Consider the following 21,854-nt stretch of genomic DNA (forward strand, 5'->3'; position numbering starts at 1 on the left):
AGGTGGCTCAGCATGACCGCCCTGTCGCTGCGTCCGGCCCGCCGCGCGGTGCCGGGTGTGTACGTGGCTCTGGCCCTCACCCTCGTCGTCGGCTGGCTGATCGTCATGCTCGACGGCGGTCAGCTCTTCAACCAGTCGACGACGGTGAGTCTGCTGCACGTCGCCGCCGGCCTCGGGCTCGTCGCGGTCGGGCAGACCCTGGTCATCCTCGGTGGTTCTCTCGACCTCTCCGTGGCGTTCGTGATCAGTCTCAGCACGCTGGTGGCGGCCGAGGCGATGAACGGCAGCGACGGCGCGCTGCTGCCGGCGATCGGGCTCGCCCTCGCGGTCAGCGCCGGCGTCGGGTTGCTCAACGGGCTGCTCGTCACCAAGCTGCGGATCAACGCGTTCATCGCGACCCTCGGCGTCGGGCTGCTGCTCAAGGGCTACCTCGACGACGGATACGACGGCCCGGCCGGCGAGAGCGCCCCCGCGCTCGTGCGGACCCTGGGATACCAGCGGATCGGTCCGGTGCCGGTGTCCTTCCTGCTGCTGCTCGCGGTGACCGCGGCGGCCTGGTTCGCACTCTCGCGCACCCGGTTCGGTCACCACCTGGTCGCCGTCGGCGGCGATCCGGAGGTCGCCCGGCTCTCCGGCGTCCGCAATGACCGGGTCCTCGTCACGGCCCACATGCTGTGCTCCCTCTGCGCCGGCCTGGCCGGGGTCTATCTGGCCAGCCGACTCGGCTCCGGCGCTCCACGCGTGGGCACCGAAGGGCTCTACGACCTGGAGTCGATCGCCGCGGTGGTCCTCGGCGGCACCGCCCTCGCGGGCGGTCGCGGCGGAGTCCTCGGCACGATCGGCGGCGTGCTGCTGCTCGCCAGCATCGACGCGGTCTTCAACCAGCTCGAGGTCGACGCGTTCTTCAAGCAGGTGATCCGCGGAGTGATCATCATTGCCGCGGTCGCCGTCTACGCCCGACGGGTCATGCGAAAGGCGGGGTCCTGACCATGCGGGTCGCCGAGCGTCGTCCGCTCACCCTGCGGATCCGTCCCGACGGGATCGCGCCGATCGCCGCGCTCCTGGCGGTGCTGCTGATCCTCATCGCGTTCGTCCAACCCGACTTCCTCGCCCCCGGGTCGCTGATGTCGTTCCTGGGCCGTTCCGCGCCGATCATCCTGCTCGCCGCCGGTCAGTACTTCGTGATCGTCAGCGGGGAGTTCGACCTCTCGGTGGGTTCCCTGGTCACGGCGCAGGTCGTCGTCGCCGCCCGCCTCATCGACAGTGATCCGTCGCGCACCTGGCCGGTGGTCGCGCTGCTGCTCGTCGGCGGCGCGTTCGTCGGGTTGGTCAACGGCGTGGTCACCACGGTGCTGCGGGTGCCGTCCTTCATCACCACCCTTGGCATGTTCCTGATCCTCGTGGGCGCCGTGTACCTGTGGTCCGACGGCGCGCCGAAGGGCGGCCTCTCGGAGGAGTTCCGCCGGTTCGGCCGACGGGCCATCGAGGACGTGCCACTGCTGGGCCGGATTCCGTACGCGCTGATCGTCCTGGTGGTGGTCGCCGTGATCGCCGTGGTGCTGACGCGCTCGGACTTCGGCCGCACGCTCGTCGCGGTCGGGGACAATCCGCGCACCGCCGAGCTGAGCGGCGTACGCGTCGGACTCACCAAGACGATCGCGTTCGTGCTCAGCGGCGTCGCGGCGGCGATCGCGGCGATCCTGCTCGGCGGGTACAGCGGGGTGTCGTTCCAGGCCGGCGTCGGCCTGGAGTTCGGGGCGATCACCGCCGTCGTGCTCGGTGGGGTCGCCCTCGGCGGCGGTCGCGGCTCGGTCGTCGGGGCGATGCTCGGTGCGCTGACCCTCGAGACGCTCTTCGCGCTGATGAACTTCACCGGCGTCTCCGGTGCCCTCAGATCGACCGTCCAGGGCGTGATCATCCTGCTCGCCGTGGCGGTCTCGGCTTCGCGTTCCTCCTCCTCAAGATAAAGGTGATTCGATGAGACGATCCATGACCGCCCTGGCCGCGGTGGGTGTGCTGGCGCTGGCCACGGCCGGGTGTGCCACCGACGAGCCGACCGCCTCCCCGTCCGGCAGCGCGTCCGCCGCCGCCGGGTCCGGCACCGGGGAGCAGTCCAAGTTCTTCGTGCAGGCCGACTACGACAACGAGCTGGCGCTGCTCGACGCCGCACCGACGGGCCCGGCCGGCAAGCCGTGGGAGCAGGTGCTCAACCCGAAGATGGTGGACACCGCGAAGTTCAAGAAGGCCGGTCCGCACAAGATCTGCTTCTCCAACGCGGCGCTGAACAACCCGTGGCGGCAGGTCGGGTTCAAGACCATGCAGGCCGAGGTCGAGGCGCAGCGTTCCCGCATCAGCGGGTTCGTGCACGTCGACGCCGAGGGCAAGGACCAGAAGCAGATCGCCGACATCAACGATCTGCTCGGCAAGAAGTGCGACGCGCTCATCGTGTCGCCGAACACCACCGCCACGCTCACCCCGGCCGTCGAGGCCGCCTGCAAGGCCGGCCTGCCGGTGGTCGTCTTCGACCGCGGCGTCAACACCACCTGCCCGGTGACGTTCATCAACCCGGTCGGCGGTTACGGCTTCGGCCACGTGGGCGCGGAGTTCGTCAGCCAGAAGATGAAGCCCGGCGGCAAGCTGCTGGCCCTGCGTATCCTGCCCGGCGTCGACGTGCTGGAGACCCGCTGGTCCGCCGCGAAGATCGCACTGGACAAGGCGAAGGTCGACGTCGTGGGCGTGGAGTTCACCGACGGCGACCCCGCCAAGACCAAGAAGATCGTGAACGACTACATCCAGCGGTACGGCACGATCGACGGTGTCTGGATGGACGCCGGAGCGGTCGCCGTGGCGGCGGTCGAGGCCTTCCAGGACGCCGGTAAGCCGGTACCGCCGATGAACGGTGAGGACCAGCTCGACTTCCTGAAGCTGTGGAAGGACAAGAAGCTCACCGCCATCGCGCCCACCTACCCGACGTACCAGTGGCGGACGCCGATCATCGCCGCGCTGAACATTCTCGACGGGACCCAGGTCTCCAACCCGTGGAAGCTGCCGCAGCCCACGGTCACCCAGGACAACCTGGACCAGTACCTGGACGCGAGCATGCCGCCGTTGCACTACGCGATGTGCGGCTGCCGCGACCTGCCCGGCTATCCGCAGCGCTGGAAGTAGGTTGCGGTGTACGCCATCGGCGTCAACCCCTGGGTGTGGGCCTCGCCGGTCGACGACGAGGCCCTCGCCCGGCTGATCCCGCGGATCGCCTCCTTCGGGTTCGACGCGGTCGAACTGCCGATCGAGCAGCCCGGCGACTGGGACCCGGCCCGCACGCGGGACCTGCTGGCCGCGCACGGCCTCGTCGCGGCCGGGGTCTGCGCGGTCACCCCGCCCGGGCGGGACCTGGTGGATGCCACGCCGGCCGTCGTCGAGTCGACAGTCGCGTACCTCATGGGGTGTGTGGCGAGCGCGGCGGCGGTCGGCGCGCCCTGCGTCGGCGGCCCGGTGTACGCGGCGGTCGGCCGGACCTGGCGGATGTCGGCGGCGGACCGGGTGGCCTGCTACGCCGACTTCCGGCGGGCTCTCGCGCCGGTCGCCGACCGGGCCGGTGAGTGCGGCGTGAGCATCGGCGTCGAGGCGCTGAACCGCTACGAGACGAGCGTGGTCAACACCGTCGAGCAGACGATCGAGCTGATCGACGGCCTGCCCCCGAGCGTCGGCATCATGATCGACACGTATCACATGAACATCGAGGAGGCCGACCCCTACGCGGCCCTCGCGCTGGCCGGCCCGCACATCAAGCACGTCCAGGTCAGCGGCACCGACCGGGGCGCTCCCGGGGCGGACCACTTCGACTGGCCCCGCTTCTTCTCCGTCCTGCGGGGCACCGGCTATCGGGGTGCGGTCTGCATCGAGTCGTTCACTGCCGACAACGCGACAATCGCCACCGCGGCGTCGATCTGGCGGCCCCTGGCCCCCTCCCAGGACCGCCTCGCCGTCGACGGCCTGCACCACCTCCGGAAGGTCGTCGCCTGACCCGGCGTCGGCACGCCCACCGTGTTAGCGCTAACCCCACCGATCCGCGTCCCCCCACCCCTACCACCACAGGAGACCGTCCCGTGTCCGTCTCATCCATCCCCGTGTCGCGCAGGCTCCTCGCCGGCGCCGCCACGGCGGCACTGACCGCTCTGGTCGCCGTGACCGCCTCGGCCACACCGGCCGCCGCGGCGACCACCACCCTCTACGCGTCCCCGGCCGGCGGCGGTAGCACCTGCTCATCGAGCCAGCCGTGCTCGCTGAGCGGCGCGCAGGCTGCGGTACGTACGCTCAACAGCTCCATGTCGGGCGACATCGTCGTGGAGCTGGCCGACGGCGTCTACCGGCTCACGTCGCCGCTGCGCCTGACCGCCGCCGACTCCGGCACCAACGGCTACCAGGTGATCTGGCGGGCGGCAGCCTCGGCCCGCCCGACGATCAGCGGCGCGCGGGCGGTCACCGGGTGGTCGCTCGTCGACTCCGGGAAGAACATCTGGCGGGCCAGCGTCCCCACCGGGCTGGACAGCCGGCAGCTCTACGTCAACGGCGCCATCGCCACCCGGGCGCGTACCGCCGTCAACCGCGCCGACTTCACCTTCACCACGAGCGGCATGCGGTTCAGCAACAGCGCGCTGAGCTACCTGAACAACGTCGGTAACCAGAGCCGGGTGGAGGTGGAGAGCGTCGGCTCGTTCACCGACCGGTACTCGCCCGTGCAGAGCATCAGCGGGAACTTCCTGACGATGCAGCAGCCGGCCTGGAACAACAACACGTTCGGTTTCGACACCCTGTCCCGTCCGCACCGGGCCGGCCCGTTCTACCTGGAGAACGCGTACGAGTTCCTCGACTCGCCGGGGGAGTGGTACCTCAACCCCGGCAGCGGCCAGCTCAACTACATCCCGCTCTCCGGGCAGAACATGAGCAGCGTGAGCGTGGAGCTGCCCCAGGTGCAGTCGCTGGTCAGCGTGGGTGGCACGTACGACGCGCCCGCGCACCACATCTCGTTCAGCGGCATCACCTTCACCGGCACCAGCTGGCTCGGCCCGAGCAGCAGCAACGGTTTCGCCGACCAGCAGACCGGCGCGCACATCGTCGGCACCTGGGCCCGTCCGTCCGACGCGTTGACCTCCTGCCAGGAGGGCTGCCCCCTGTTCGAGGCCACCCGCCCGAGCTGGGCACAGATGCCGGCCGCCGTGCAGGTCTCCGCCGCCAACACCATTTCCTTCTCTGACTCCCAGTTCGTCAACCTCGGTCAGACGGCCATCGGCATCGGCAACGACGCCAACGCCCACGCGAGCGGTGTCGGACTGGGCACCAGCAACATCACGGTCACCCGCTCCGAGATCGCCCGTAACTCCGCCGGCGGCATCGTGGTCGGCGGCGTGCGCGCCGACGCCCACCATCCCGGCGACCAGCGGATGGTCAACCGGAACGTCACCATCAGCAACAACCGGGTGCACGACCTGGGTGTGGAGTACCGGGGCGTGGTGTCGATCCTGACCACCTACGTCAACACCTCGCTGGTCTCGCACAACGAGGTCTACAACATGCCGTACACCGGCCTGTCGGTGGGTTACGGCTGGGGTGCCAACGACGCCGGCGGCAGCCAGCACTACGCCAACCGGGGCCTCTACAACTACCAGCCCCGCTACTCGACGGCCACCACCGCTGCCAACAACCAGGTCGTCGGCAACTACGTGCACGACGTGATGCAGCAGATGACCGACGGCGGGTGCATCTACACGCTCTCGGCGAACCCGGGCGGGACCATCAACCAGAACTACTGCCTGCGTACCAACGGCTGGTTCGGGCTCTACTTCGACGAGGGCTCGCGCTACCACACCGCGCGCAACAACGTGTTCTCCTCCACCGGCACCTGGGCCACCGCGAACTACTACTACGCGGAGAACATGGGCAACTTCACGGTCACCAACAACTGGTCGACCAACGGCAGCACCAACGTGACCAACGGGGACCGCGGCAACGTCGTCAACAGCAACGTCACGGTCTCCAACGGGAACTGGCCGTCGGGCGCACAGTCCGTGATCGCCACGGCCGGTGTCCAGAGCGGGGGCAGCACCAACCCGCAGAACGTGCAGCTCGTCGGCGTCCAGTCGGGTCGCTGCGCCGAGATCGGCAACTCCAGCACCACCAACGGTACGCAGGCCCAGCTCTGGGACTGCATCAGCGGGGCCGCCAACCAGCGGTGGACCGCCACCGCGAGCAGGCAGCTCATGGTGTACGGCAACAAGTGTTTGGACGCCTCCGGCCAGGGCAGCGCCAACGGCACCGCCGTGGTGATCTGGGACTGCAACGGCCAGGCCAACCAGCAGTGGAACGTCAACGCCAACGGCACGATCACCGGCGTGCAGTCAGGCCTCTGCCTGGACGCGAACGGCGCCGGCACGGCGAACGGCACGAAGCTCATCCTGTGGTCGTGCAACGGCGGCACCAACCAGCAGTGGCAGTTGCGCAGCTGACATGGGCTCGCCCCGGCCGGCCGCACCCCGGCCGGGGCTCCCCGGTGGCGGCAACCGCGAGAACGCGGCCCACCATCGATGCCGGCCATTCACCGGTGGATGTGTTAACGCTAACCCGTAGAAGTCACGTCTTCAGCGGCGCCCAGCTCAGCGGGTGCAGCGGCGGCAGCCAGCCCGCCGCGTAGGTCGGCCTGCACGGTATCGGCGCCTCGGTGCTCACCACCTCCTCGGGTCGGTCGTCGCGGGACGCCTTCGTGCGGACCAACGGGTGCACCGCGCAGAGCGAAACCTCGGGCGGCGGTGCGTCAAGACATGGAAGTAGTTGAATTCGACGAAACGGCTCCGTAATATGACCGGCGTCTGCTGTTAACGCTAACAGTGGCAAGACGGTGCCCGCCTCATCTGGGCGGCCGTCCTCCGTGGACGGCACTATCGAAAGGACGCTCCCGTATGAAGCGAAACGTCCGAGCCCGCTACTGGGGGCGGGCAGCGGCGGCCGGGCTGCTCGTGGCCGCCGCCCTCGTCGGTCTACGTGCGCCCGGGGCGCAGGCGCTGGAGAACGGCGTCGCCCGGACACCCCCGATGGGGTGGAACAGCTGGAACTCGTTCGGCTGCAACATCAACGAGGGGCTGATCCGGCAGACCGCCGACGCGATGGTCAGCAACGGAATGCGCGATCTCGGCTACCAGTACGTCGTGGTCGACGACTGTTGGTTCAACCCGAACCGTGACAGCTCCGGCAACCTCCAGGGCGATCCCACCCGCTTCCCCAGCGGGATGAAGGCGCTCGGCGACTACCTGCACGCCCGGGGGCTGAAGTTCGGCCTCTACCAGGTGCCGGTCGACAAGACCTGCGCCCAGTACTTCAACAGCTATCCCGGCGCGACCGGCAGCCAGGGCCACGAGGCGCAGGACGCCCGGCAGTTCGCCGCCTGGGGTGTCGACTTCCTCAAGTACGACTGGTGCTCGCCGAACGGCAGCATCAACGACCAGGTCACCACGTTCGCGAAGATGCGGGACGCGCTGGCCGCAACCGGCCGGCCCATCGTCTACAGCATCAACTCCAACAGCATCCACGCCAAGACCGGCCCGCAGCGCAACTGGGGCGACGTGGCGAACATGTGGCGGACCACCGAGGACATCACCAACGCGTGGGACACCGGGCAGACCAACGGTTACCCGATGGGCATCCAGAACATCATCAACGTGACCGTTCCGATGGCCTCGTACGCGCGTCCGGGTGGGTTCAACGACCCGGACATGATGGAGGTCGGCCGCGGTGGCATGAACGACACCGAGATGCGCAGCCACTTCGCGATGTGGGCGATCATGGCGTCGCCGCTGATCGCCGGCAACGACGTCCGCAACATGAACTCCGCGACACAGACGATCCTCAAGAACCCGTACCTGATCGCCATCAACCAGGACGCTCTCGGGTTGCAGGCCAGCCAGGTGTCGTTCGACGGCACCCGCCGCGTGCTGGCCAAGCGGCTGGCCAACGGCGACGTCGCCGTCGCCCTGTTCAACCAGGGCGGTTCGACGACGACGATCTCCACCTCGGCCGCCGCCGTCGGCAAGTCCGGCAGCTCCTTCACCCTGGTGGACGCCTGGAGCAACAGCACCAGCACGAGCACCGGCTCCATCTCCGCCAGCGTCCCGGCGCACGGCACGGTGGTGTACCGGGTCAGCGGCGGCGACACCAGCACCCCGCCGCCGACCACGGCCCCGCCGACCACGCCGCCGCCGTCGACGACCTCCTTCGCGCTGGCCAGCGCGGCCTCCGGACGCTGCCTGGACGTTCCGCAGAGCAACACCACCAACGGCACCCAGCCGGTGATCTGGGACTGCAACGGGGCGGCCAACCAGCGCTGGACGTCCAGCGGGCAGAACCTCCAGTCGCTCGGCAAGTGCCTGGACGCTCCCACCAACGCCGCAGCCGGCAGCAAGGCCCAGATCTGGGACTGCAACGGCGGCGCCAACCAGCGGTGGACGTTCAACTCGAACGGCACGATCAGCGGGGCGCAGTCCGGCCTGTGTCTCGATGTGAACAACAACGGAACCGCCAACGGCACGACGGTGCTCCTGTGGACCTGCACCGGCGCCGCCAACCAACGCTGGACGCAGCGCTAGCCGGTCTGGTCAGGGCTCTGATGTAGGCGTTGACAGCAGTACCGACAGGTCCGGTCCGGGGCGACACCGTCCCGGGCCGGGCCTGTCGTTCGTCCGTCACGGCCGGGGGCGAGGCGGGGTCAGCGGGCGGGAGGCGCCAGGGACCGGCGGCGGCGCAGCGGCATGGCGACGAACGACGGTTCGGCGGCGCCACCGTCGAGGAGCAGCTCGACCGCGCGCCGGCCCATCAGCTCGTGCGGCAGCGCCGTGGTCGCCAGACTCGGGCGCTGCGGCCTGTTCAGGAGCGCCCGGGTGGCGGCATAGCCGTGCTCGGGCAGCCACTCGGTGCAGAAGGACTCCGTGAGGAGCGTGACGCCCGCGTCGCCCAGCGCCTGCTGGATGCCGCGCAGGCGGGCCCGGGCGGCGAGGGAGATCTCCGGCTCGCCCTCCTTGAGGCGGTTGCGCCCGATGAGGGCGATGGCGTCGCGGTGACCGTGCTCCAACAGGGCGGTGGCGACGGCGCGACCGGCCCGGTCGTCGTCGGGAAGTACGCAGGGCAGGCCGTCGGAGCTGGTGGCGTTGAGCAGCACCACGGGGCCGCCGAGGATGGCCGGCGGCACCATCAGCCGCCGGGTGGCCATCGCCGCCTAGATCACCGGCTTCCTGCTGCACTCCGAGCCGGCCCGGCCGCTGCTGGGGGAGCGCAGCTTCGGCCACGACGGCGCCGGCGGCAACCTGGCCTTCGCCGACGCGTACCACGAGGTGGGGTTCGGTTACGTCGTCAACCAGATGTACGGCGCGGGCGACGAGCGCGCCAACCGTCTCACCGCCGCCGTCCGCGCCTGCCTCGACGGCTGACGTAGGCCCTCATCGGACGGCGACCCGAACGGCGGGCACCCCCGGAGCGCGCGGTGTCCGCGACGCCCCGGGGGTGCCCAGGGGGTGAGCTGAGAGGGGACGGGTCAGCTCGCGGTGCAGGTGGGGGTGCCGGACGGACCGTTGCCGGTGCCCTGGAAACCGAACTCGGTGCTACCGCCCGCGCCGATCTGGCCGTTGTAGTCGACGTTGCGGAAGTCCACGGTGCCGGACGTGCCGCTGGCCTGCGTGCTCCAGCTGTTGGTGACGGCGGTGCCCGAGGGCAGGGTGATCCGGACCGTCCAACCCTGTACCGCCGTTGAGCCCGCGTTGACCTTGACAGTGGCGACGAAGCCACCGTTCCAGGAGTTCAGCGACACCGAGGCGCTGCAACCGCTACCGGTGGGCGGCGGGGTGGTCGGCGGCGGCGTCGTGGGCGGCGGGGTCGTGGGCGGCGGCGTGGTCGGCGGCGGCGTCGTGGGCGGCGGCGTGGTCGGGGTGCCGGTGCCCGCGTTGAGGGCGTTCAGGACCGAGGTGTACGCCGCCTTCTTGTTGCCCGAACGGTCGAACAGCAGCGGGTTGTCGTTACCGCGCCACGAGTCGCTGTCCCGTACGCCCCACACCGTGATGCCGGTGCAGCGGGGGATGGCCATACAAGCCCGGGTCACCTGGGCGTACGCGTTGGCCTGGTTGGAGCCCTGGGTGATGTCCAGCTCGGTGATCTGCACGTCGACGCCCAGGTCGGCGAAGCGTTGCAGGTTGGCCTGGTAGTCGCCCGGCACCGAGGTGCCCAGGTGGGACTGGAAGCCGACGCAGTCGATCGGTACGCCGCGGGACTTGAAGTCGCGGACCATGTTGTAGATGCCGGTGGACTTCGCGTTGATGCCGTCGGTGTTGTAGTCGTTGTAGCAGAGCTTGGCGCCCGGGTCGGCGGCGCGGGCGGCGCGGAACGCCGCCTCGATCCAGTCGTTGCCGGTGCGCTGCAGGTTGGAGTCGCGCCGCCCACCGCTGCCACCGTCGGCGAACGCCTCGTTCACCACGTCCCAGGCGTAGATCTTGCCCCGGTAGTGGGTGGCGACCTGGGTGACGTGGTTGATGGCGGCGTTCCGCAGCGCGGTCCCGGACATGCTCTGGGCCCAACCCGGCTGCTGCTGGTACCACAGCAGCGTGTGGCCGCGGACGATCATGCCGTGCGACTGGGCGTGGGCGACGATCTGGTCCCCGCCGCTGTAGCTGAACCGGCCCTGCTGGGGCTCGGTGGCGTCCCACTTCATCTCGTTCTCGGGAGTGAGCTGGTTGAACTCCCGGTTGACGATGCCAGCGAACTGGCTGTCGGACAGCTTGAAGGCGGGTACCGCCGCGCCGTAGTAGCGGCCCTTCTCGGCCGCCGAGGCGCCCAGGGTGGTGCCGGCGTTGGCGGTGGAGGTCACCGCCACCGTCGCGGCGACCGCCGCGAGGGTGGCCGCGAGCGGCACCAGCACCCGACGGCCCCGGAACCGGGGTCGCGGTGCGCGTTCGTCGGGGATCTTGTCCATGGTCCTGCCTTTCGACAATGGTGGCGGCGGAGTCGAGATCGGGCTGCCGCACCGGTGGCGGGCAGACCGTGGCTTCCGTTCAGGGCGGGATACGGCGATGCCCGGGACGGTCCGATGGATCGACAGCGGCGATGCCTGAGGGCGCACGTCACGATCAAGCGGCCGCGTGCGGGGACGCGGAAACACGGCGCACGCCGGACAGGTGTGGCTCGGACAGGTCACCGGCCGTCGACCGGGTCAGGGGACCCGATGCCCTTCGAGGTGCCGATGATTCCGAACGGGAGGGACGTGCCCTCGACTCCTTGGCGGAACATAGCATGTTATCGATAACATGCTCAAGGCGAGTGGTGCGCGGGCAGCGAACCCCTTCGATGAGCACGTCCGCGTCGCCCTGGTCGGAGGTTACCGCTAACAGCGTGTCCGGACGCGGCGCTCGCCGCCATCCGGTCACAGGCAACGATTTTTTGGTCCGACGTATCGTTCCCGAGACACGCATAACGATGCCACAACATGGCGGTAAGACCTTGGCAACATGAGCGTGACCATGGCAAGGTAACGCCTGATCGCAGGAAACATCCGATCTATCGTGCAGGCGCTGCGGGGCGTGGCCCCGTGTGTGACTTCCTGGGGAGGTCCGGTTGCGAGGGAGAGCGTCAATCACCGGCGGGGGCGCGTGCCGAGCCGGGGACACAGTGGACGAGAGCCGGGCCGGACGATGAGTGCCGCCGAGGCGACCGACCAGAGCCAGGGCGGCGCGCTCAACGACTGGTTACGCGAGCGCATCTCCCACGCGTTGTCCGAGTTCACCGCCGCGACCGCGCTCATCGTCCTGTTCATCGCGCTGAGCTTCGCCAGTCCGTACTTCCTCACGGCGGACAACCTGTTCAACATCGGCGCGCAGACCGCGGTCATCGCCATCATCGCCGCCGCGCAGACGATGGTCATCATCACCAGGGGCATCGACCTGTCGGTGGGCTCGGTCGCCGCGCTCGCGGGCGTGGCGGGTGCGATGGTCGTACGGGATCTGGGCTTTCCGCTCCTCGCGGCGACGGCGGTCGCGATCGGTGTCGGTGCCCTGGCGGGACTGCTGAACGGGCTGCTGGTCACCGTCGCCCGGATACCCCCGTTCATCGCGACGCTGGGGACGATGTCGGTCGGGCGGGGCCTGGTCTTCATCATCACCGGCGCGGTCGGCGTCTACGGGCTGCCCAAGTCGTTCCAGCTGCTCGGCAACGGCGAGATCATCGGCATTCCGTTCGCCGTCGTGATCACCGCGGTGGTCGCCGTCGGGGTTGCCTTCCTGCTCTCGCAGACCCGCTTCGGGCAGTACACCTACGCGATGGGCTCCAACCTGGAAGCGGCCCGCCGCTCGGGCGTCGCGGTGGGTCGTCACCTGACCTACGTGTACGTCCTGGCGGGCGTCCTGGTCGGTCTGGGCGGCATGATCGCCGCTTCCCGCGTCAACTCCGGCCAGCCGAACTACGGCATCTCGCTGGAACTCGACGTCATCGCCGCCGCGGTCATCGGCGGCGCCAGCCTGTTCGGCGGGCAGGGTCGGATCGTCGGGACCATCATCGGCGCCTTCCTCATCGCCCTGGTCCGCAACGGCGCCGTCCTGCTCGACATCAGCATCCACTACCAGCAGGTGATCGTCGGCCTGATCATCTGGGCTGCCGTCTACTTCGACCAGTACCGCCGCCGGCGGCTGGAGTCACGGGGCTGACATGCCGTACCCGCAGCTCGACAGAGGAAGGACGCACACCATGGCACACACCACCACCAGCCGACGTCCACGAGGTCACCTCCTGCGCGCGCAGGCCATCCTCGGCGCCGCCGCGGCGGTCGCTCTCCTGAGTGCCTGCGGCGGGGTCGAGGTCCGCGACGGAGACGACGGCGCGACCAAGCAGGCCTCCGGGCCGCTGAAGCTCGCCGTCGTGCCCAAGGCGGTCGGGGCCGACTACTGGAACACGGTGAAGGCGGGCGCCGAGTGCGCCGCCCAACGCGCCGGCGACGTCACGGTCCAGTGGGACGGGGTGACCACCGAGACCGACGTCGAAGGGCAGGTCAACCTGATCCAGAACTTCGTCACCAAGAAGGTCGACGGGATCGTCTACGCGGCCACCGACTCCCGTGCGCTGGCCCCGGCCACCGACCAGGCGCTCGGTGCGAACATCCCGGTCGCGATGATCGACTCGGGCACCAGCCCGCAGCCGTCGGGCGTGCCGCTCTTCGCGACCGACAACAAGGCGTCGGCCGTCGAGGCGGCCAAGTTGCTCGCCACCGAGCTGGGCCCCGGCAACCACGACGTGGCGCTGGTGGAGTTCCAACCCGGTTCACAGACCAACACCGAGCGGGTCGACGGCTTCAAGGCCGGCCTCGCGCAGTTCCCCAACCTCAAGCTGGTCGGCCAGCAGCCCAGCCGCAGTGACGTCAACGAGGCGCGGCGGGTCACCGAGAACATCCTCACCGCGAACCCCAACCTCGCCGGCATCTTCGCCGCCAACGAGCCGAGCGTGCTCGGTGCCGCGCAGGCCATTCAGGCGGCGGGCAAGTCCGGCAAGGTGGTCATCATCGGTTGGGACGCCGCCCCGGACGAGATCGCCGGACTGCGCAACGGCCAGATCTCGGCGCTGGTCGTGCAGAACCCCTTCAAGATGGGCTACTTCGGCGTCGACAAGATGGTCAAGCACCTCCGCGACAAGGCGCCGCTGGCATCGGCGGACACCGGGGTCACCTTCGTCACCAAGAAGAACATCGACTCGCCGGAGATCAAGGCGGTGCTCGAGCCCAGCTGCGCCAACCCTCCGGTGCAGTGATGGCGACGACCTCCGCGCCGACGACCGACAGCGACAGGCGGCGGTCTCCCGAGGAGCCGCCGGTGCTCGAAGCCCGTGGCATCGTCAAGCGGTTCGGCCATGTCGAGGCGCTGCGCGGCGCCGACTTCACGGTCCACCGGGGCGAGGTCGTCGCCCTCATCGGTGACAACGGCGCCGGCAAGAGCACGCTGGTCAAGACGCTCTCCGGTGTGCACGCGCCCGACGAGGGCGAGATCCGGGTCGGTGGTCGAAAGGTCCACTTCGGGACCCCGGTGGACGCCCGACGCGCGGGGGTGGAGACCGTCTACCAGGATCTCGCGGTCGCCGACGATCTCAGCGTCGCCGCCAACCTCTACCTCGGGCGGGAGATCCTGCGCTCCGGGCCGCTCGGTCGGCTGGGGCTGCTCGACAAGCGTGCGATGCGGCAGGGCGCCGCCGCGGCCCTCGACGAGCTGGGCGTACGGATTCCGCGGGTCACCACGCCGATCGCCATGCTGTCCGGCGGGCAGCGGCAGTGCGTCGCGGTGGCCCGGGCGATCATCTGGGCGACGAACGTGGTCATCCTCGACGAGCCCACCGCGGCGCTGGGCGTCGTGCAGACCGAACGGGTGCTCGACGTCGTCCGGCGGGCTCGTGCGGCCGGCATGTCGGTGGTGTTGGTGAGTCACAACATGCCGCAGGTGCTGGACATCGCCGACCGGGTGGAGGTGCTGCGTCTCGGCCGGCGGGCGGCTCGGCTGCGTGCCGACGAGGTCACCACCGACGACCTGGTCGCGGCGATGACCGGCAGCAAGAGCGCGGAGCGGGACGAGCGGTGACGGTGCTCGCCCGCCCGTGACCGCCCGCGGTGGACCGGCAACGGTCCCACCGACGCGCGGCGCGGGCGGGTGAGCAACCGCCCCCAGCCGTCTCATCCCTCGTCGGGCAGCCCCTGGAGCGACTCCTCCACACCGATCAGGTGGTTGGCCATCCGGGTGCGGGCCCGCTCCGGATCGCGTGCCCGGAGGGCCTTCAGGATCGCCACGTGCTCGTCGTGGGTACGACGGTCCGCGCCCTCCTCGTGCAGGCTCCGCCAGAGCCGCCCGCGCAGGGTACGCCCGGCGAACGCCTCGATCAGGCCGATGAGCACCGGGTTGTCGGCGTGTGCGGCGATGATCCGATGGAAGGCGATGTCGATTTCCATGATCCGCTCGTGGTCCTGCGGCGACCGGCCGGCGATCCGGGCCGCCTCGTCGAGCAGTTCCCCGGCCTGGGCGAGGGCTTCGTCGGTGATCCTGGTGGCGGCCAACCGGGCTGCCTCGCACTCCAGCAGGCGGCGAACGGTGTGGATGTGCCGACCGTCGCCCTGGCCCTGAAAGTCGACCACGAAACCCATCGGGGCCAGCAGTTGCGGGGCGTCGAGGTTCGTGACGTACGTGCCGTCACCCTGGCGGATGTTGACGATGCCGAGGATCGACAGCGCCGACATCCCCTCGCGCAGCGAACCCCGCGAGACGCCGAGGGACTCGGCGAGGTCCTTCTCGATGGGCAGCCGATCCCCGGGCTTGAACGTCCCTTCCAGGATCATCCGTTTGATGCCGTTCACCACTTCGTCGGTGCGGGACATGACACCTCCTAGCGGCCGGCGGGGGTGGGGGCTCCACCCGCGATCACGTACGGCTCCGGAGATGACACGGTAGCCGTCTCGGTCGAGGCCCAGTAACGGCCGTCCGGGAACCGGTACCGTTCGATCGACTCGGGATGCATGCGGGTGGAGTAGCCGGGCGCGTCGGGCAGGACGTACCCGCTGCCCCAACCGGTGTCCCGGATGTCACACGGATCGGTGAAGTGCTCGTGCAGGTGGTCGACGAACTCGGTGACGCGGCCGGTGAGATCCCCCGAGACCGCGACGTAGTCGAGCACCGACACGTGCTGGACCATCTCGCAGAGCCCGACGCCGCCGGCGTGCGGGCACACCGGAACGCCGAACTTCGCGGCGAGCAGGAGCACGGCGACGATCTCGTTGACGCTGGCCAGCCGGCCGGTGTCCAACTGGCAGAAGTCGATGGCCTCGGCCTGGAACAACTGCTTGAACATCACCCGGTTGTGGCAGTGCTCGCCGGTGGCGACGCCGACGGGAGCGACGGCGCGGCGCACGGCCGCGTGGCCCAGGATGTCGTCCGGACTGGTCGGCTCCTCGATCCACAGTGGTGTGAACCGGGCCAGCGCGTTGACCCACTCGATGGCCTGGTCGACGTCCCACACCTGGTTGGCGTCGAGCATCAGGTTGCGGTCCGGGCCGAGGATCTCCCGGGCGATGGTGCAGCGGCGGATGTCGTCGTCGAGGTCGGCGCCCACCTTGAGCTTGACGTAGCCGTAGCCGGAGTCGACGGCCTCCTGACACAGTCGGCGCAACTTGTCGTCGCCGTACCCGAGCCAGCCCGCCGAGGTGGTGTAGGCCGGGTAACCGGTGCGGGCCAGCTCGGCCAGGCGGTCGGCCTTCGTGCTCTGCTGGGCCCGTAGGATCGTCAGCGCCTCGTCCCGGGTCAGCGCGTCGGACAGGTAGCGCAGGTCCGCGATGTCGACCAGTTGTTCGGGGGTCATGTCGGTGAGCAGCCGCCACAGCGGCTTGTCGGCCAGGCGCGCGACCAGATCCCAGGCCGCGTTCAGCACGGCCGCGAGAGACAGGTGGACGACGCCCTTCTCCGGGCCGAGCCAGCGCAGCTGGGTGTCGGAGGTGAGCAGGCGGTAGACCGCGCCCATGTCGGCGGCCATCGTGGCGATGTCCAGGCCCACCAGGCGGTGGGCCTGGTGGGCGGCCGCCGCCACGACGATGTCGTTGCCCCGACCGATGGTGAAGGTGAGGCCGTGACCCGCCAGCGGCACGCCGGCGCTGTCGACACCGTCGGTGTGCAGGATGACGTAGGCCGCTGAGTAGTCGCCGTCCTTGTTCATGGCGTCGGACCCGTCAGCGGTCAGCGAGGTGGGAAAGCGGACGTCCTCGACGGTGACGCCAGTGATCTGCGGCATGCGCTCCTCGCCCGGCTCGGCTAAAGATCAGATGATCATTTGGAGTATACGGAGAGCGCTTCAGGCGCGTCAACGACGTCAACCAGCCTGCATCCATAGACATCTAACGTTTCCTCGGATCGCCGGGAGCGAGGCGGGGTGGTCGCTCACGACGCCTCTTGCCGACAGGGTCCGCTGGCGGTAAAGGAACCTGCGAATGCCGGGGAAGGTTCGACGTTCACCGTCACGGCCAATGTCACGGGCGTAGCACCCGGTCGTCGTCGATTCGATACATCACACCTTTCGGTGCGCGAGTCGCGGGCCTGCGGGACGCCGCCCGGGGCGGCCGGAAGGCGACGCCTCCGCACGGTACAACCGTCTGGTCCGACAGACCGGCGGCACCGTCCCCGGCGACGTGGTCGACACACCAGATCGGAGCCCGACGATGCCCGAGGTGACCCTGCGACCGATGAGCCCCGGCGACGCGGACCGCATCCTGGCGATCTACCAGCTCGGCCTCGACGGCGGGGACGCCAGCTTCGAGGTCACCGCACCGACCTGGGCCGCGTTCGACGACACCCGTCTGGCCGCGCACCGGTACGTGGCCGTCGCCGACGGCTCGGTCCTCGGCTGGGTCGCCGTGTCACCGACGTCGAGCCGCGCGGTCTACGCGGGCGTCGTCGAGCACTCGATCTACGTCGACCCGGCGGCCCAGGGGCGCGGTGTCGGTCGGCTGCTGCTCGACGCGCTGATCACCTCGACGGAGGCGGCGGGCATCTGGACGATCCAGTCCGGAATCTTCCCGGAGAACACCGCCAGCCTGGCCCTGCACCGGCGGGCCGGGTTCCGCGTCATCGGCACACGCGAGCGGATCGGCCGCCACCACGACCGCTGGCGCGACGTCGTCCTGCTGGAACGCCGCAGCTCCACCGTCGTCTGAGCGGCAGCCGTCGAGGCGGCCGGCGGCTGCCGTGCCCGCTGCCGACCCCGCGACGTCCGCCGGCAACCGGGTCCGCGGTCGCCGCCAGCGTCACCGTCGGCTGGCGCAGGCGACGCAGGTACGCGCCGACGGGCGGGCGGCGAGCCGTTCGGCCGGGATGGGGCGGAAGCACCGTTCACAGGTGCCGTAGCTGCCCGCGGCGACGCGGATCAGGGCCTCGTCCAGTTCGGCGCGGCGTCGTCGGGCCGCGTCCAGGACGGCGCTGAGTTGTGCGCGTTCGAAGGCGATCGTGCTGCCCTCGGGGTCGTGTTCGTCGTCGGCGTTCGACGACCGGGACGCCTCGAACAGGCTCCGCAGGTCGCCCTCGAGCGCGGCGATCTCGACGGTGGCCTCGTCGCGTCGCCGGAGGAGGTCCGCGCGGACCGCGGTGGGCTCGGTGTCCATGGCGGTTCCACGCTACGCCCCCGGACGCGGACGGGAGCTACATGAAATTGCGCGTGTGCAGCGCCGAGAGCGCCACCGCCTCGTCGGGCCGGAAACCCAACCGGACGAGCCGGCGTTGGCGGCGCATGCCCTGGCCGCCGCCACCGACCTCGGGTGACGACGCCAGGCCGAGCAGACCCGCCGTGGCGAGGGCGTCGACGCCGGCGCGGGGGAAGGCGCCCTCCCGGTCGATCGTCTCCGCCTGCGGGCGGACCACGTCGTCGATCACTGTGTCGAGTGTTGCCAGGACGTCGGTGCTGGACTGGACATTGTCGACACTGACCGTCATACGGGCGCCCTTCAGTCGGAACCGGGGAACGGGATCGAGACTATCCGATCCCTGTGTCACCGAAGGGCAGTGCGCGGTCACCGTTCGGAGCGGGCCTGGGCGCGGTGCGGCCGGCCGTGCGCGTCGTCCCGGTCGATCCGCAACTCCCGTTCCAGCTCGCCGATGACCGCCCGCAGGTCGTCCAGGCGCTGGGTGAGGGCGATGCGGTCCACCTCGTCGGGTACGCCGTCGCCGTCCTCGTCGTAGCCCGGGGCCAACCGCTCGGTCATCTCCAGGCGCCGGGCCTCCTCCATGGAGTTGACGATGACCGCGATGAGGATGTTGAGCAGCAGGTTGACGGTGATCACCACGTAGCTGACGTAGTAGAGCAGCGTCCACGGCGAGATGGCCAGGCCCTGCTCGATCAGGTCCGGCAGCGTCTCCAGCGACAGCAGGACGAACAGCGTCAGCAACGACCGGCCGATGTCCCCGTACTCGTCGGGATACCGGTCGCCGAAGATCAGCCAGCCGGCCATCCCGTACACGTAGAGGGTCACGACGGCCAGCGCGAGGAACCCGGTGACGCCCGGCAGACTGCGCCACAACGCGGAGACGATCGTCCGCAGGCCCGGTGAGAAGCGCACCAGCCGCACCATCCGGGCGACCCGCACCACGCGCAGCAGCGCCGTGTCGCCATGCAGGCCCGGAACGAAGATGGCCGCGATCACGACGAAGTCGAAGACGTTCCAGCCGTGCCGGAAGAAGTCCTGCGGACGCCGGCCGTACGCGGTCAGCCGGACGCCGATCTCGATGGCGAAGACGGCGCGGAAGAACAGCTCCAGCCCGTGCAGCGCGCCGGTCCCCGGGAACAGCCCCTCGTACGTCTCCAGACCGAGGACGATCCCGTTGGCGAGGATGACGACGACGATGCCGATCTCGAAGGGACGCGACCGGGCGAGCCGCGCGCAGGCGTCGGCGACCGTGGGTGGGCGACCGTCGGGGCGTGACCGGTCACCTCGCTGCACGGGAGCGGACGCACCGCTCACCGGGCGACCGATCCGTGGAGGTGTGTCGGGGTCACCGCGGGGACCCACCCTTGGTCGTGGTGGCGGCGCGGGAGCATGGCGACCACCCTAGTGCCTGGTGCGTAAGGAGTGACCCGCCGCGCGCCCCTGCGCGGTACCTGCGGGGCGGACCCCGGAAGCGGCTCTAGAGTGGGTCGGTGACCGATGCAGCCGGGAGGTCCGGAGACCGCGAGGCCGGCCGGCAGCCGATCTGGGCTCGACCGGAACGGGGCACCCGAGGCCCCGCGCCGGCGCACAGCCGGGAGGCGATCGTGGCGGCGGCGATCACCCTGGCCGACACCGAGGGGCTTGCCGCGGTGTCGATGCGGGCCGTCGCCGGGGCGCTGGGCACCGGGGCCGGATCGCTCTACCGCTACCTGTCGTCCCGTGACGACCTGCTCGACCTGATGACGGACCGGGTCGTGGGGGAGTTGCGGCCGTACCCGCCGGAGCGGGCCGACTGGCGGGACGAGATGCTGCTGGTGGCTCGCCAACAGTTGCGCCTGTTCCGCGCCCACCCGTGGCTGGTGGACGTGATCCAGCGGCCCTCGGGCGTCGGACCCGAGAGCCTGGCCTGGTTCGACAACTGCATCCGCATCCTGGAGCCGGTGCGCTGCGCCGTCACCGCCAAGTTCGAGGCGATCGCCCTGATGACCGGCGTGGTGAGCCTGTTCGCCCGCAACGAGGCCGCGGCCGGGTCGCCGAGCTTCGCCGGCGTCGACCTCGGGGCGTACCCCCATCTCGTGGCGGCCTTCGGTCGGCCCGCGCCGCCGACGCCGCCGACGGACCTCTTCGAGCGGACGCTGCGCAGTCTGCTGACCGGCCTGCTCACGTCGCCGCCGTCGGACGACTGAACGGGCGGGCGACGACAGGACGTACCCCCGTCGCCCGCCCGCCCGCCCGCCCGCCCGACGGACCGCGACCGGTCAGGCGCGCGCGGCCCGGATGGCGTCGTGCAGTCCGGTGGTCGGACGACCGATCAACCGGCTGAGGTCGTCGCTGTCGGTGGCCAGTTCGCCGATGGCGATGGAGTGGTCGAGGGCGGCCACGAACCCGGCGGTGCCGGCGTCGAGCCCGACGTTCTGGAGCGCGGAGGCCAACTCGGCGGTCGACATGTCCCGGTGCACGACTGTGGTGCCGGTGACCTCGGTGACGGCGTCGGCCAGCTCGTCGAAGGTGAACGCGGTGCCGCCCAACTCGTAGACCGTGTCGCCGTCCTCGTCCCGGGTCAGCGCCGCCGCGGCGGCGGCCGCGTAGTCGGTGCGGGGAGCGGCGGAGACCTTGCTGCCGCCGGTGGCGCCGAGGATGGTGCCGCTCGCCAGGTACTGCGGGAGCTGGTCGGTGTAGTTCTCGGTGTACCACCCGTTGCGCAGCACCGTGTACGCCAGGCCCGACGCGGCCAGCACCTCCTCGGTGGCCTTGTGCTCGGGAGCGAGCGGGTTCGTGGTCGTGTCGGCCTTGAGGATGCTGGTGTAGACCAGGCGCTCGACCCCGGCGAGCCGGGCGGCGTCGATGACCGCGGTGTGCTGCGCGACCCGCTGCCCCGGGGTGTCCCCGGAGATGAGCAGCAGTCGGCGTACGCCGGCCACGGCGCCGGGCAGCGTCGAGGGGTCGTCGTAGTCGGCCTGGCGGATCTCGACACCGCGCGCGGCCAGGTCGGCAGCCTTCTGCGGGTCGCGGACGACGGCGGCGATCTCGGTGGCGGGCACACCTGCGTCGAGCAGGTGCCCGACCACCAGGCGTCCGAGTCGACCGGTGGCGCCGGTCACGGCGTAGGTGGGCATGCGGACCTCCGATGAGCGGTGACTGGTTGAAAGCACTTACTAATGTATAGCACGCAACGATGAGTAAGCGTCGGGTACGCTGGTGTGATGAGCGACGTGCCGGCCCAGGGCCCGCCGGGGCCTACCCAGGAACTCGTCAGCGATGTATTCGCGCGGAGCTGCACCTCGCGCGCCGCCTTCGAGGACATCACCTCGAAGTGGGCCTCGCTCGCTCTGCTCGCCCTCGGTGAGGGCAGCTACCGGTTCAACGCGCTGCGGCGGCGCATCGAAGGGGTCAGTGAGCGGATGCTCTCCCAGACCCTGCAGACCCTGGAACGCGACGGGATGCTCACTCGCGAGGTGCTCACCGCGATCCCGCCGCGCGTCGAGTACACGCTCACCCCGCTCGGGGCCCGGGTCGCCGAGCAGCTACGCGGCCTCGCCGACCTGCTGGAAGCCTCGGTACCCGAGGTGCGTGCCGCCCGCGAACGCGAGCGCGGCTAGAGCACACCGGGCCTCGCGAGGCC

21 protein-coding genes are annotated in these 21,854 nt (G+C 70.2%); 12 read left to right on the forward strand and 9 right to left on the reverse strand.

Translation table 11 applies throughout. The features are described from left to right. Positions 1 to 12: 12 nt before the first annotated feature. The 5 genes from ACGFH9_RS06470 (at position 13) to ACGFH9_RS06490 (ending at position 6,506) form a co-directional block, all read left to right on the forward strand. On the forward strand, positions 13 to 987 hold the full coding sequence (locus ACGFH9_RS06470; protein ID WP_393216222.1) for an ABC transporter permease: 975 nt from the start codon (positions 13 to 15) through the stop codon (positions 985 to 987). Between the two features lie 2 nt (positions 988 to 989). Beyond that, on the forward strand, positions 990 to 1,967 hold the full coding sequence (locus ACGFH9_RS06475) for an ABC transporter permease (RefSeq protein ID WP_393216225.1): 978 nt from the start codon (positions 990 to 992) through the stop codon (positions 1,965 to 1,967). 10 nt (positions 1,968 to 1,977) lie between these two features. Continuing rightward, positions 1,978 to 3,168, forward strand: coding sequence for a substrate-binding domain-containing protein (locus tag ACGFH9_RS06480; RefSeq protein ID WP_393216228.1), 1,191 nt, complete (start codon positions 1,978 to 1,980; stop codon positions 3,166 to 3,168). Between the two features lie 6 nt (positions 3,169 to 3,174). Continuing rightward, complete coding sequence (locus tag ACGFH9_RS06485; protein WP_393216230.1) at positions 3,175 to 4,026, forward strand: sugar phosphate isomerase/epimerase family protein; 852 nt, start codon at positions 3,175 to 3,177, stop codon at positions 4,024 to 4,026. Positions 4,027 to 4,109: 83 nt separating this feature from the next. Next, entirely contained in the window at positions 4,110 to 6,506 is a 2,397-nt protein-coding gene (locus tag ACGFH9_RS06490; RefSeq protein WP_393216232.1) for a ricin-type beta-trefoil lectin domain protein, read from the forward strand. 124 nt (positions 6,507 to 6,630) lie between these two features. On the opposite strand, the gene ACGFH9_RS06495 is transcribed toward ACGFH9_RS06490, so the two are convergent. Then, the gene (locus ACGFH9_RS06495) at positions 6,631 to 6,780 is read right to left on the reverse strand and encodes a hypothetical protein (RefSeq protein ID WP_393216234.1); all 150 of its coding nucleotides are present in this window, start codon (positions 6,778 to 6,780) and stop codon (positions 6,631 to 6,633) included. 176 nt (positions 6,781 to 6,956) lie between these two features. Here ACGFH9_RS06495 and ACGFH9_RS06500 point away from each other — a divergent pair, with 176 nt between their 5' ends. Next, entirely contained in the window at positions 6,957 to 8,636 is a 1,680-nt protein-coding gene (locus ACGFH9_RS06500; protein WP_393216237.1) for a glycoside hydrolase family 27 protein, read from the forward strand. 119 nt (positions 8,637 to 8,755) lie between these two features. Here ACGFH9_RS06500 and ACGFH9_RS06505 read toward each other — a convergent pair whose 3' ends face one another. Then, complete coding sequence (locus ACGFH9_RS06505; protein ID WP_393216240.1) at positions 8,756 to 9,256, reverse strand: hypothetical protein; 501 nt, start codon at positions 9,254 to 9,256, stop codon at positions 8,756 to 8,758. A 321-nt stretch (positions 9,257 to 9,577) separates the two neighbouring features. Continuing rightward, complete coding sequence (locus ACGFH9_RS06510; protein ID WP_393216243.1) at positions 9,578 to 11,005, reverse strand: endo-1,4-beta-xylanase; 1,428 nt, start codon at positions 11,003 to 11,005, stop codon at positions 9,578 to 9,580. Between the two features lie 715 nt (positions 11,006 to 11,720). Between ACGFH9_RS06510 and ACGFH9_RS06515 the strand changes: the two genes are divergently transcribed. Genes ACGFH9_RS06515 through ACGFH9_RS06525 form a run of 3 tightly spaced genes read left to right on the forward strand, consistent with a single transcriptional unit; the run spans position 11,721 to position 14,639 of the window. Next, positions 11,721 to 12,728 (forward strand): ABC transporter permease, encoded by a 1,008-nt coding sequence (locus ACGFH9_RS06515; protein WP_393216246.1) that lies wholly within the window; start codon positions 11,721 to 11,723, stop codon positions 12,726 to 12,728. Positions 12,729 to 12,768: 40 nt separating this feature from the next. Beyond that, positions 12,769 to 13,821 carry an ABC transporter substrate-binding protein gene (locus ACGFH9_RS06520; protein ID WP_393216249.1) on the forward strand — a complete coding sequence of 351 codons (1,053 nt, stop codon included), beginning with the start codon at positions 12,769 to 12,771 and terminating at the stop codon, positions 13,819 to 13,821. Continuing rightward, positions 13,821 to 14,639 (forward strand): ATP-binding cassette domain-containing protein, encoded by an 819-nt coding sequence (locus ACGFH9_RS06525; RefSeq protein WP_393216251.1) that lies wholly within the window; start codon positions 13,821 to 13,823, stop codon positions 14,637 to 14,639. The genes ACGFH9_RS06520 and ACGFH9_RS06525 overlap by 1 nt, the downstream gene beginning before the upstream one ends. Before the next feature lie 92 nt (positions 14,640 to 14,731). Here ACGFH9_RS06525 and ACGFH9_RS06530 read toward each other — a convergent pair whose 3' ends face one another. Then, the gene (locus ACGFH9_RS06530; RefSeq protein ID WP_266241432.1) at positions 14,732 to 15,427 is read right to left on the reverse strand and encodes a FadR/GntR family transcriptional regulator; all 696 of its coding nucleotides are present in this window, start codon (positions 15,425 to 15,427) and stop codon (positions 14,732 to 14,734) included. An 8-nt stretch (positions 15,428 to 15,435) separates the two neighbouring features. Next, entirely contained in the window at positions 15,436 to 16,830 is a 1,395-nt protein-coding gene (locus ACGFH9_RS06535; RefSeq protein ID WP_393216254.1) for an enolase C-terminal domain-like protein, read from the reverse strand. 424 nt (positions 16,831 to 17,254) lie between these two features. Between ACGFH9_RS06535 and ACGFH9_RS06540 the strand changes: the two genes are divergently transcribed. Then, positions 17,255 to 17,749, forward strand: a complete 495-nt coding sequence (locus ACGFH9_RS06540) for a GNAT family N-acetyltransferase (protein ID WP_393216257.1) — start codon at positions 17,255 to 17,257, stop codon at positions 17,747 to 17,749. Between the two features lie 90 nt (positions 17,750 to 17,839). Here ACGFH9_RS06540 and ACGFH9_RS06545 read toward each other — a convergent pair whose 3' ends face one another. The 3 genes from ACGFH9_RS06545 to ACGFH9_RS06555 form a co-directional block, all read right to left on the reverse strand. Beyond that, complete coding sequence (locus tag ACGFH9_RS06545; protein ID WP_393216260.1) at positions 17,840 to 18,193, reverse strand: TraR/DksA family transcriptional regulator; 354 nt, start codon at positions 18,191 to 18,193, stop codon at positions 17,840 to 17,842. 37 nt (positions 18,194 to 18,230) lie between these two features. Next, positions 18,231 to 18,521, reverse strand: coding sequence for an acyl-CoA dehydrogenase family protein (locus tag ACGFH9_RS06550; protein WP_393216263.1), 291 nt, complete (start codon positions 18,519 to 18,521; stop codon positions 18,231 to 18,233). Positions 18,522 to 18,598: 77 nt separating this feature from the next. Continuing rightward, complete coding sequence (locus ACGFH9_RS06555; RefSeq protein WP_393216265.1) at positions 18,599 to 19,546, reverse strand: ion transporter; 948 nt, start codon at positions 19,544 to 19,546, stop codon at positions 18,599 to 18,601. Between the two features lie 176 nt (positions 19,547 to 19,722). On the opposite strand from ACGFH9_RS06555, the gene ACGFH9_RS06560 reads away from it, so the two are divergent. After that, on the forward strand, positions 19,723 to 20,418 hold the full coding sequence (locus tag ACGFH9_RS06560) for a TetR/AcrR family transcriptional regulator (RefSeq protein ID WP_393216268.1): 696 nt from the start codon (positions 19,723 to 19,725) through the stop codon (positions 20,416 to 20,418). A 72-nt stretch (positions 20,419 to 20,490) separates the two neighbouring features. Here the strand turns inward: ACGFH9_RS06560 and ACGFH9_RS06565 are convergent, their stop codons facing one another. Continuing rightward, complete coding sequence (locus tag ACGFH9_RS06565) at positions 20,491 to 21,348, reverse strand: SDR family oxidoreductase (RefSeq protein WP_393216271.1); 858 nt, start codon at positions 21,346 to 21,348, stop codon at positions 20,491 to 20,493. 87 nt (positions 21,349 to 21,435) lie between these two features. Between ACGFH9_RS06565 and ACGFH9_RS06570 the strand changes: the two genes are divergently transcribed. Then, positions 21,436 to 21,831 (forward strand): winged helix-turn-helix transcriptional regulator, encoded by a 396-nt coding sequence (locus ACGFH9_RS06570; RefSeq protein ID WP_393216274.1) that lies wholly within the window; start codon positions 21,436 to 21,438, stop codon positions 21,829 to 21,831. The last annotated feature ends 23 nt before the right edge of the window (positions 21,832 to 21,854 follow it).

Source organism: Micromonospora sp. NPDC049102 (assembly GCF_043197485.1).
Classification (GTDB): domain Bacteria; phylum Actinomycetota; class Actinomycetes; order Mycobacteriales; family Micromonosporaceae; genus Micromonospora.

Excerpts from the sequence above, each read along its gene's own strand:
- ACGFH9_RS06545 (WP_393216260.1), bottom strand. The coding sequence starts at position 18,193 with ATGGACACCGAGCCCACCGCGGTCCGCGCGGACCTCCTCCGGCGACGC.
- ACGFH9_RS06515 (WP_393216246.1), top strand. The coding sequence starts at position 11,721 with ATGAGTGCCGCCGAGGCGACCGACCAGAGCCAGGGCGGCGCGCTCAAC.
- ACGFH9_RS06480 (WP_393216228.1), top strand. The coding sequence starts at position 1,978 with ATGAGACGATCCATGACCGCCCTGGCCGCGGTGGGTGTGCTGGCGCTG.
- ACGFH9_RS06505 (WP_393216240.1), bottom strand. The coding sequence starts at position 9,256 with ATGGCCACCCGGCGGCTGATGGTGCCGCCGGCCATCCTCGGCGGCCCC.
- ACGFH9_RS06550 (WP_393216263.1), bottom strand. The coding sequence starts at position 18,521 with ATGACGGTCAGTGTCGACAATGTCCAGTCCAGCACCGACGTCCTGGCA.
- ACGFH9_RS06470 (WP_393216222.1), top strand. The coding sequence starts at position 13 with ATGACCGCCCTGTCGCTGCGTCCGGCCCGCCGCGCGGTGCCGGGTGTG.
- ACGFH9_RS06525 (WP_393216251.1), top strand. The coding sequence starts at position 13,821 with ATGGCGACGACCTCCGCGCCGACGACCGACAGCGACAGGCGGCGGTCT.
- ACGFH9_RS06520 (WP_393216249.1), top strand. The coding sequence starts at position 12,769 with ATGGCACACACCACCACCAGCCGACGTCCACGAGGTCACCTCCTGCGC.
- ACGFH9_RS06500 (WP_393216237.1), top strand. The coding sequence starts at position 6,957 with ATGAAGCGAAACGTCCGAGCCCGCTACTGGGGGCGGGCAGCGGCGGCC.
- ACGFH9_RS06570 (WP_393216274.1), top strand. The coding sequence starts at position 21,436 with ATGAGCGACGTGCCGGCCCAGGGCCCGCCGGGGCCTACCCAGGAACTC.
- ACGFH9_RS06540 (WP_393216257.1), top strand. The coding sequence starts at position 17,255 with ATGCCCGAGGTGACCCTGCGACCGATGAGCCCCGGCGACGCGGACCGC.
- ACGFH9_RS06535 (WP_393216254.1), bottom strand. The coding sequence starts at position 16,830 with ATGCCGCAGATCACTGGCGTCACCGTCGAGGACGTCCGCTTTCCCACC.
- ACGFH9_RS06565 (WP_393216271.1), bottom strand. The coding sequence starts at position 21,348 with ATGCCCACCTACGCCGTGACCGGCGCCACCGGTCGACTCGGACGCCTG.
- ACGFH9_RS06475 (WP_393216225.1), top strand. The coding sequence starts at position 990 with ATGCGGGTCGCCGAGCGTCGTCCGCTCACCCTGCGGATCCGTCCCGAC.
- ACGFH9_RS06510 (WP_393216243.1), bottom strand. The coding sequence starts at position 11,005 with ATGGACAAGATCCCCGACGAACGCGCACCGCGACCCCGGTTCCGGGGC.
- ACGFH9_RS06530 (WP_266241432.1), bottom strand. The coding sequence starts at position 15,427 with ATGTCCCGCACCGACGAAGTGGTGAACGGCATCAAACGGATGATCCTG.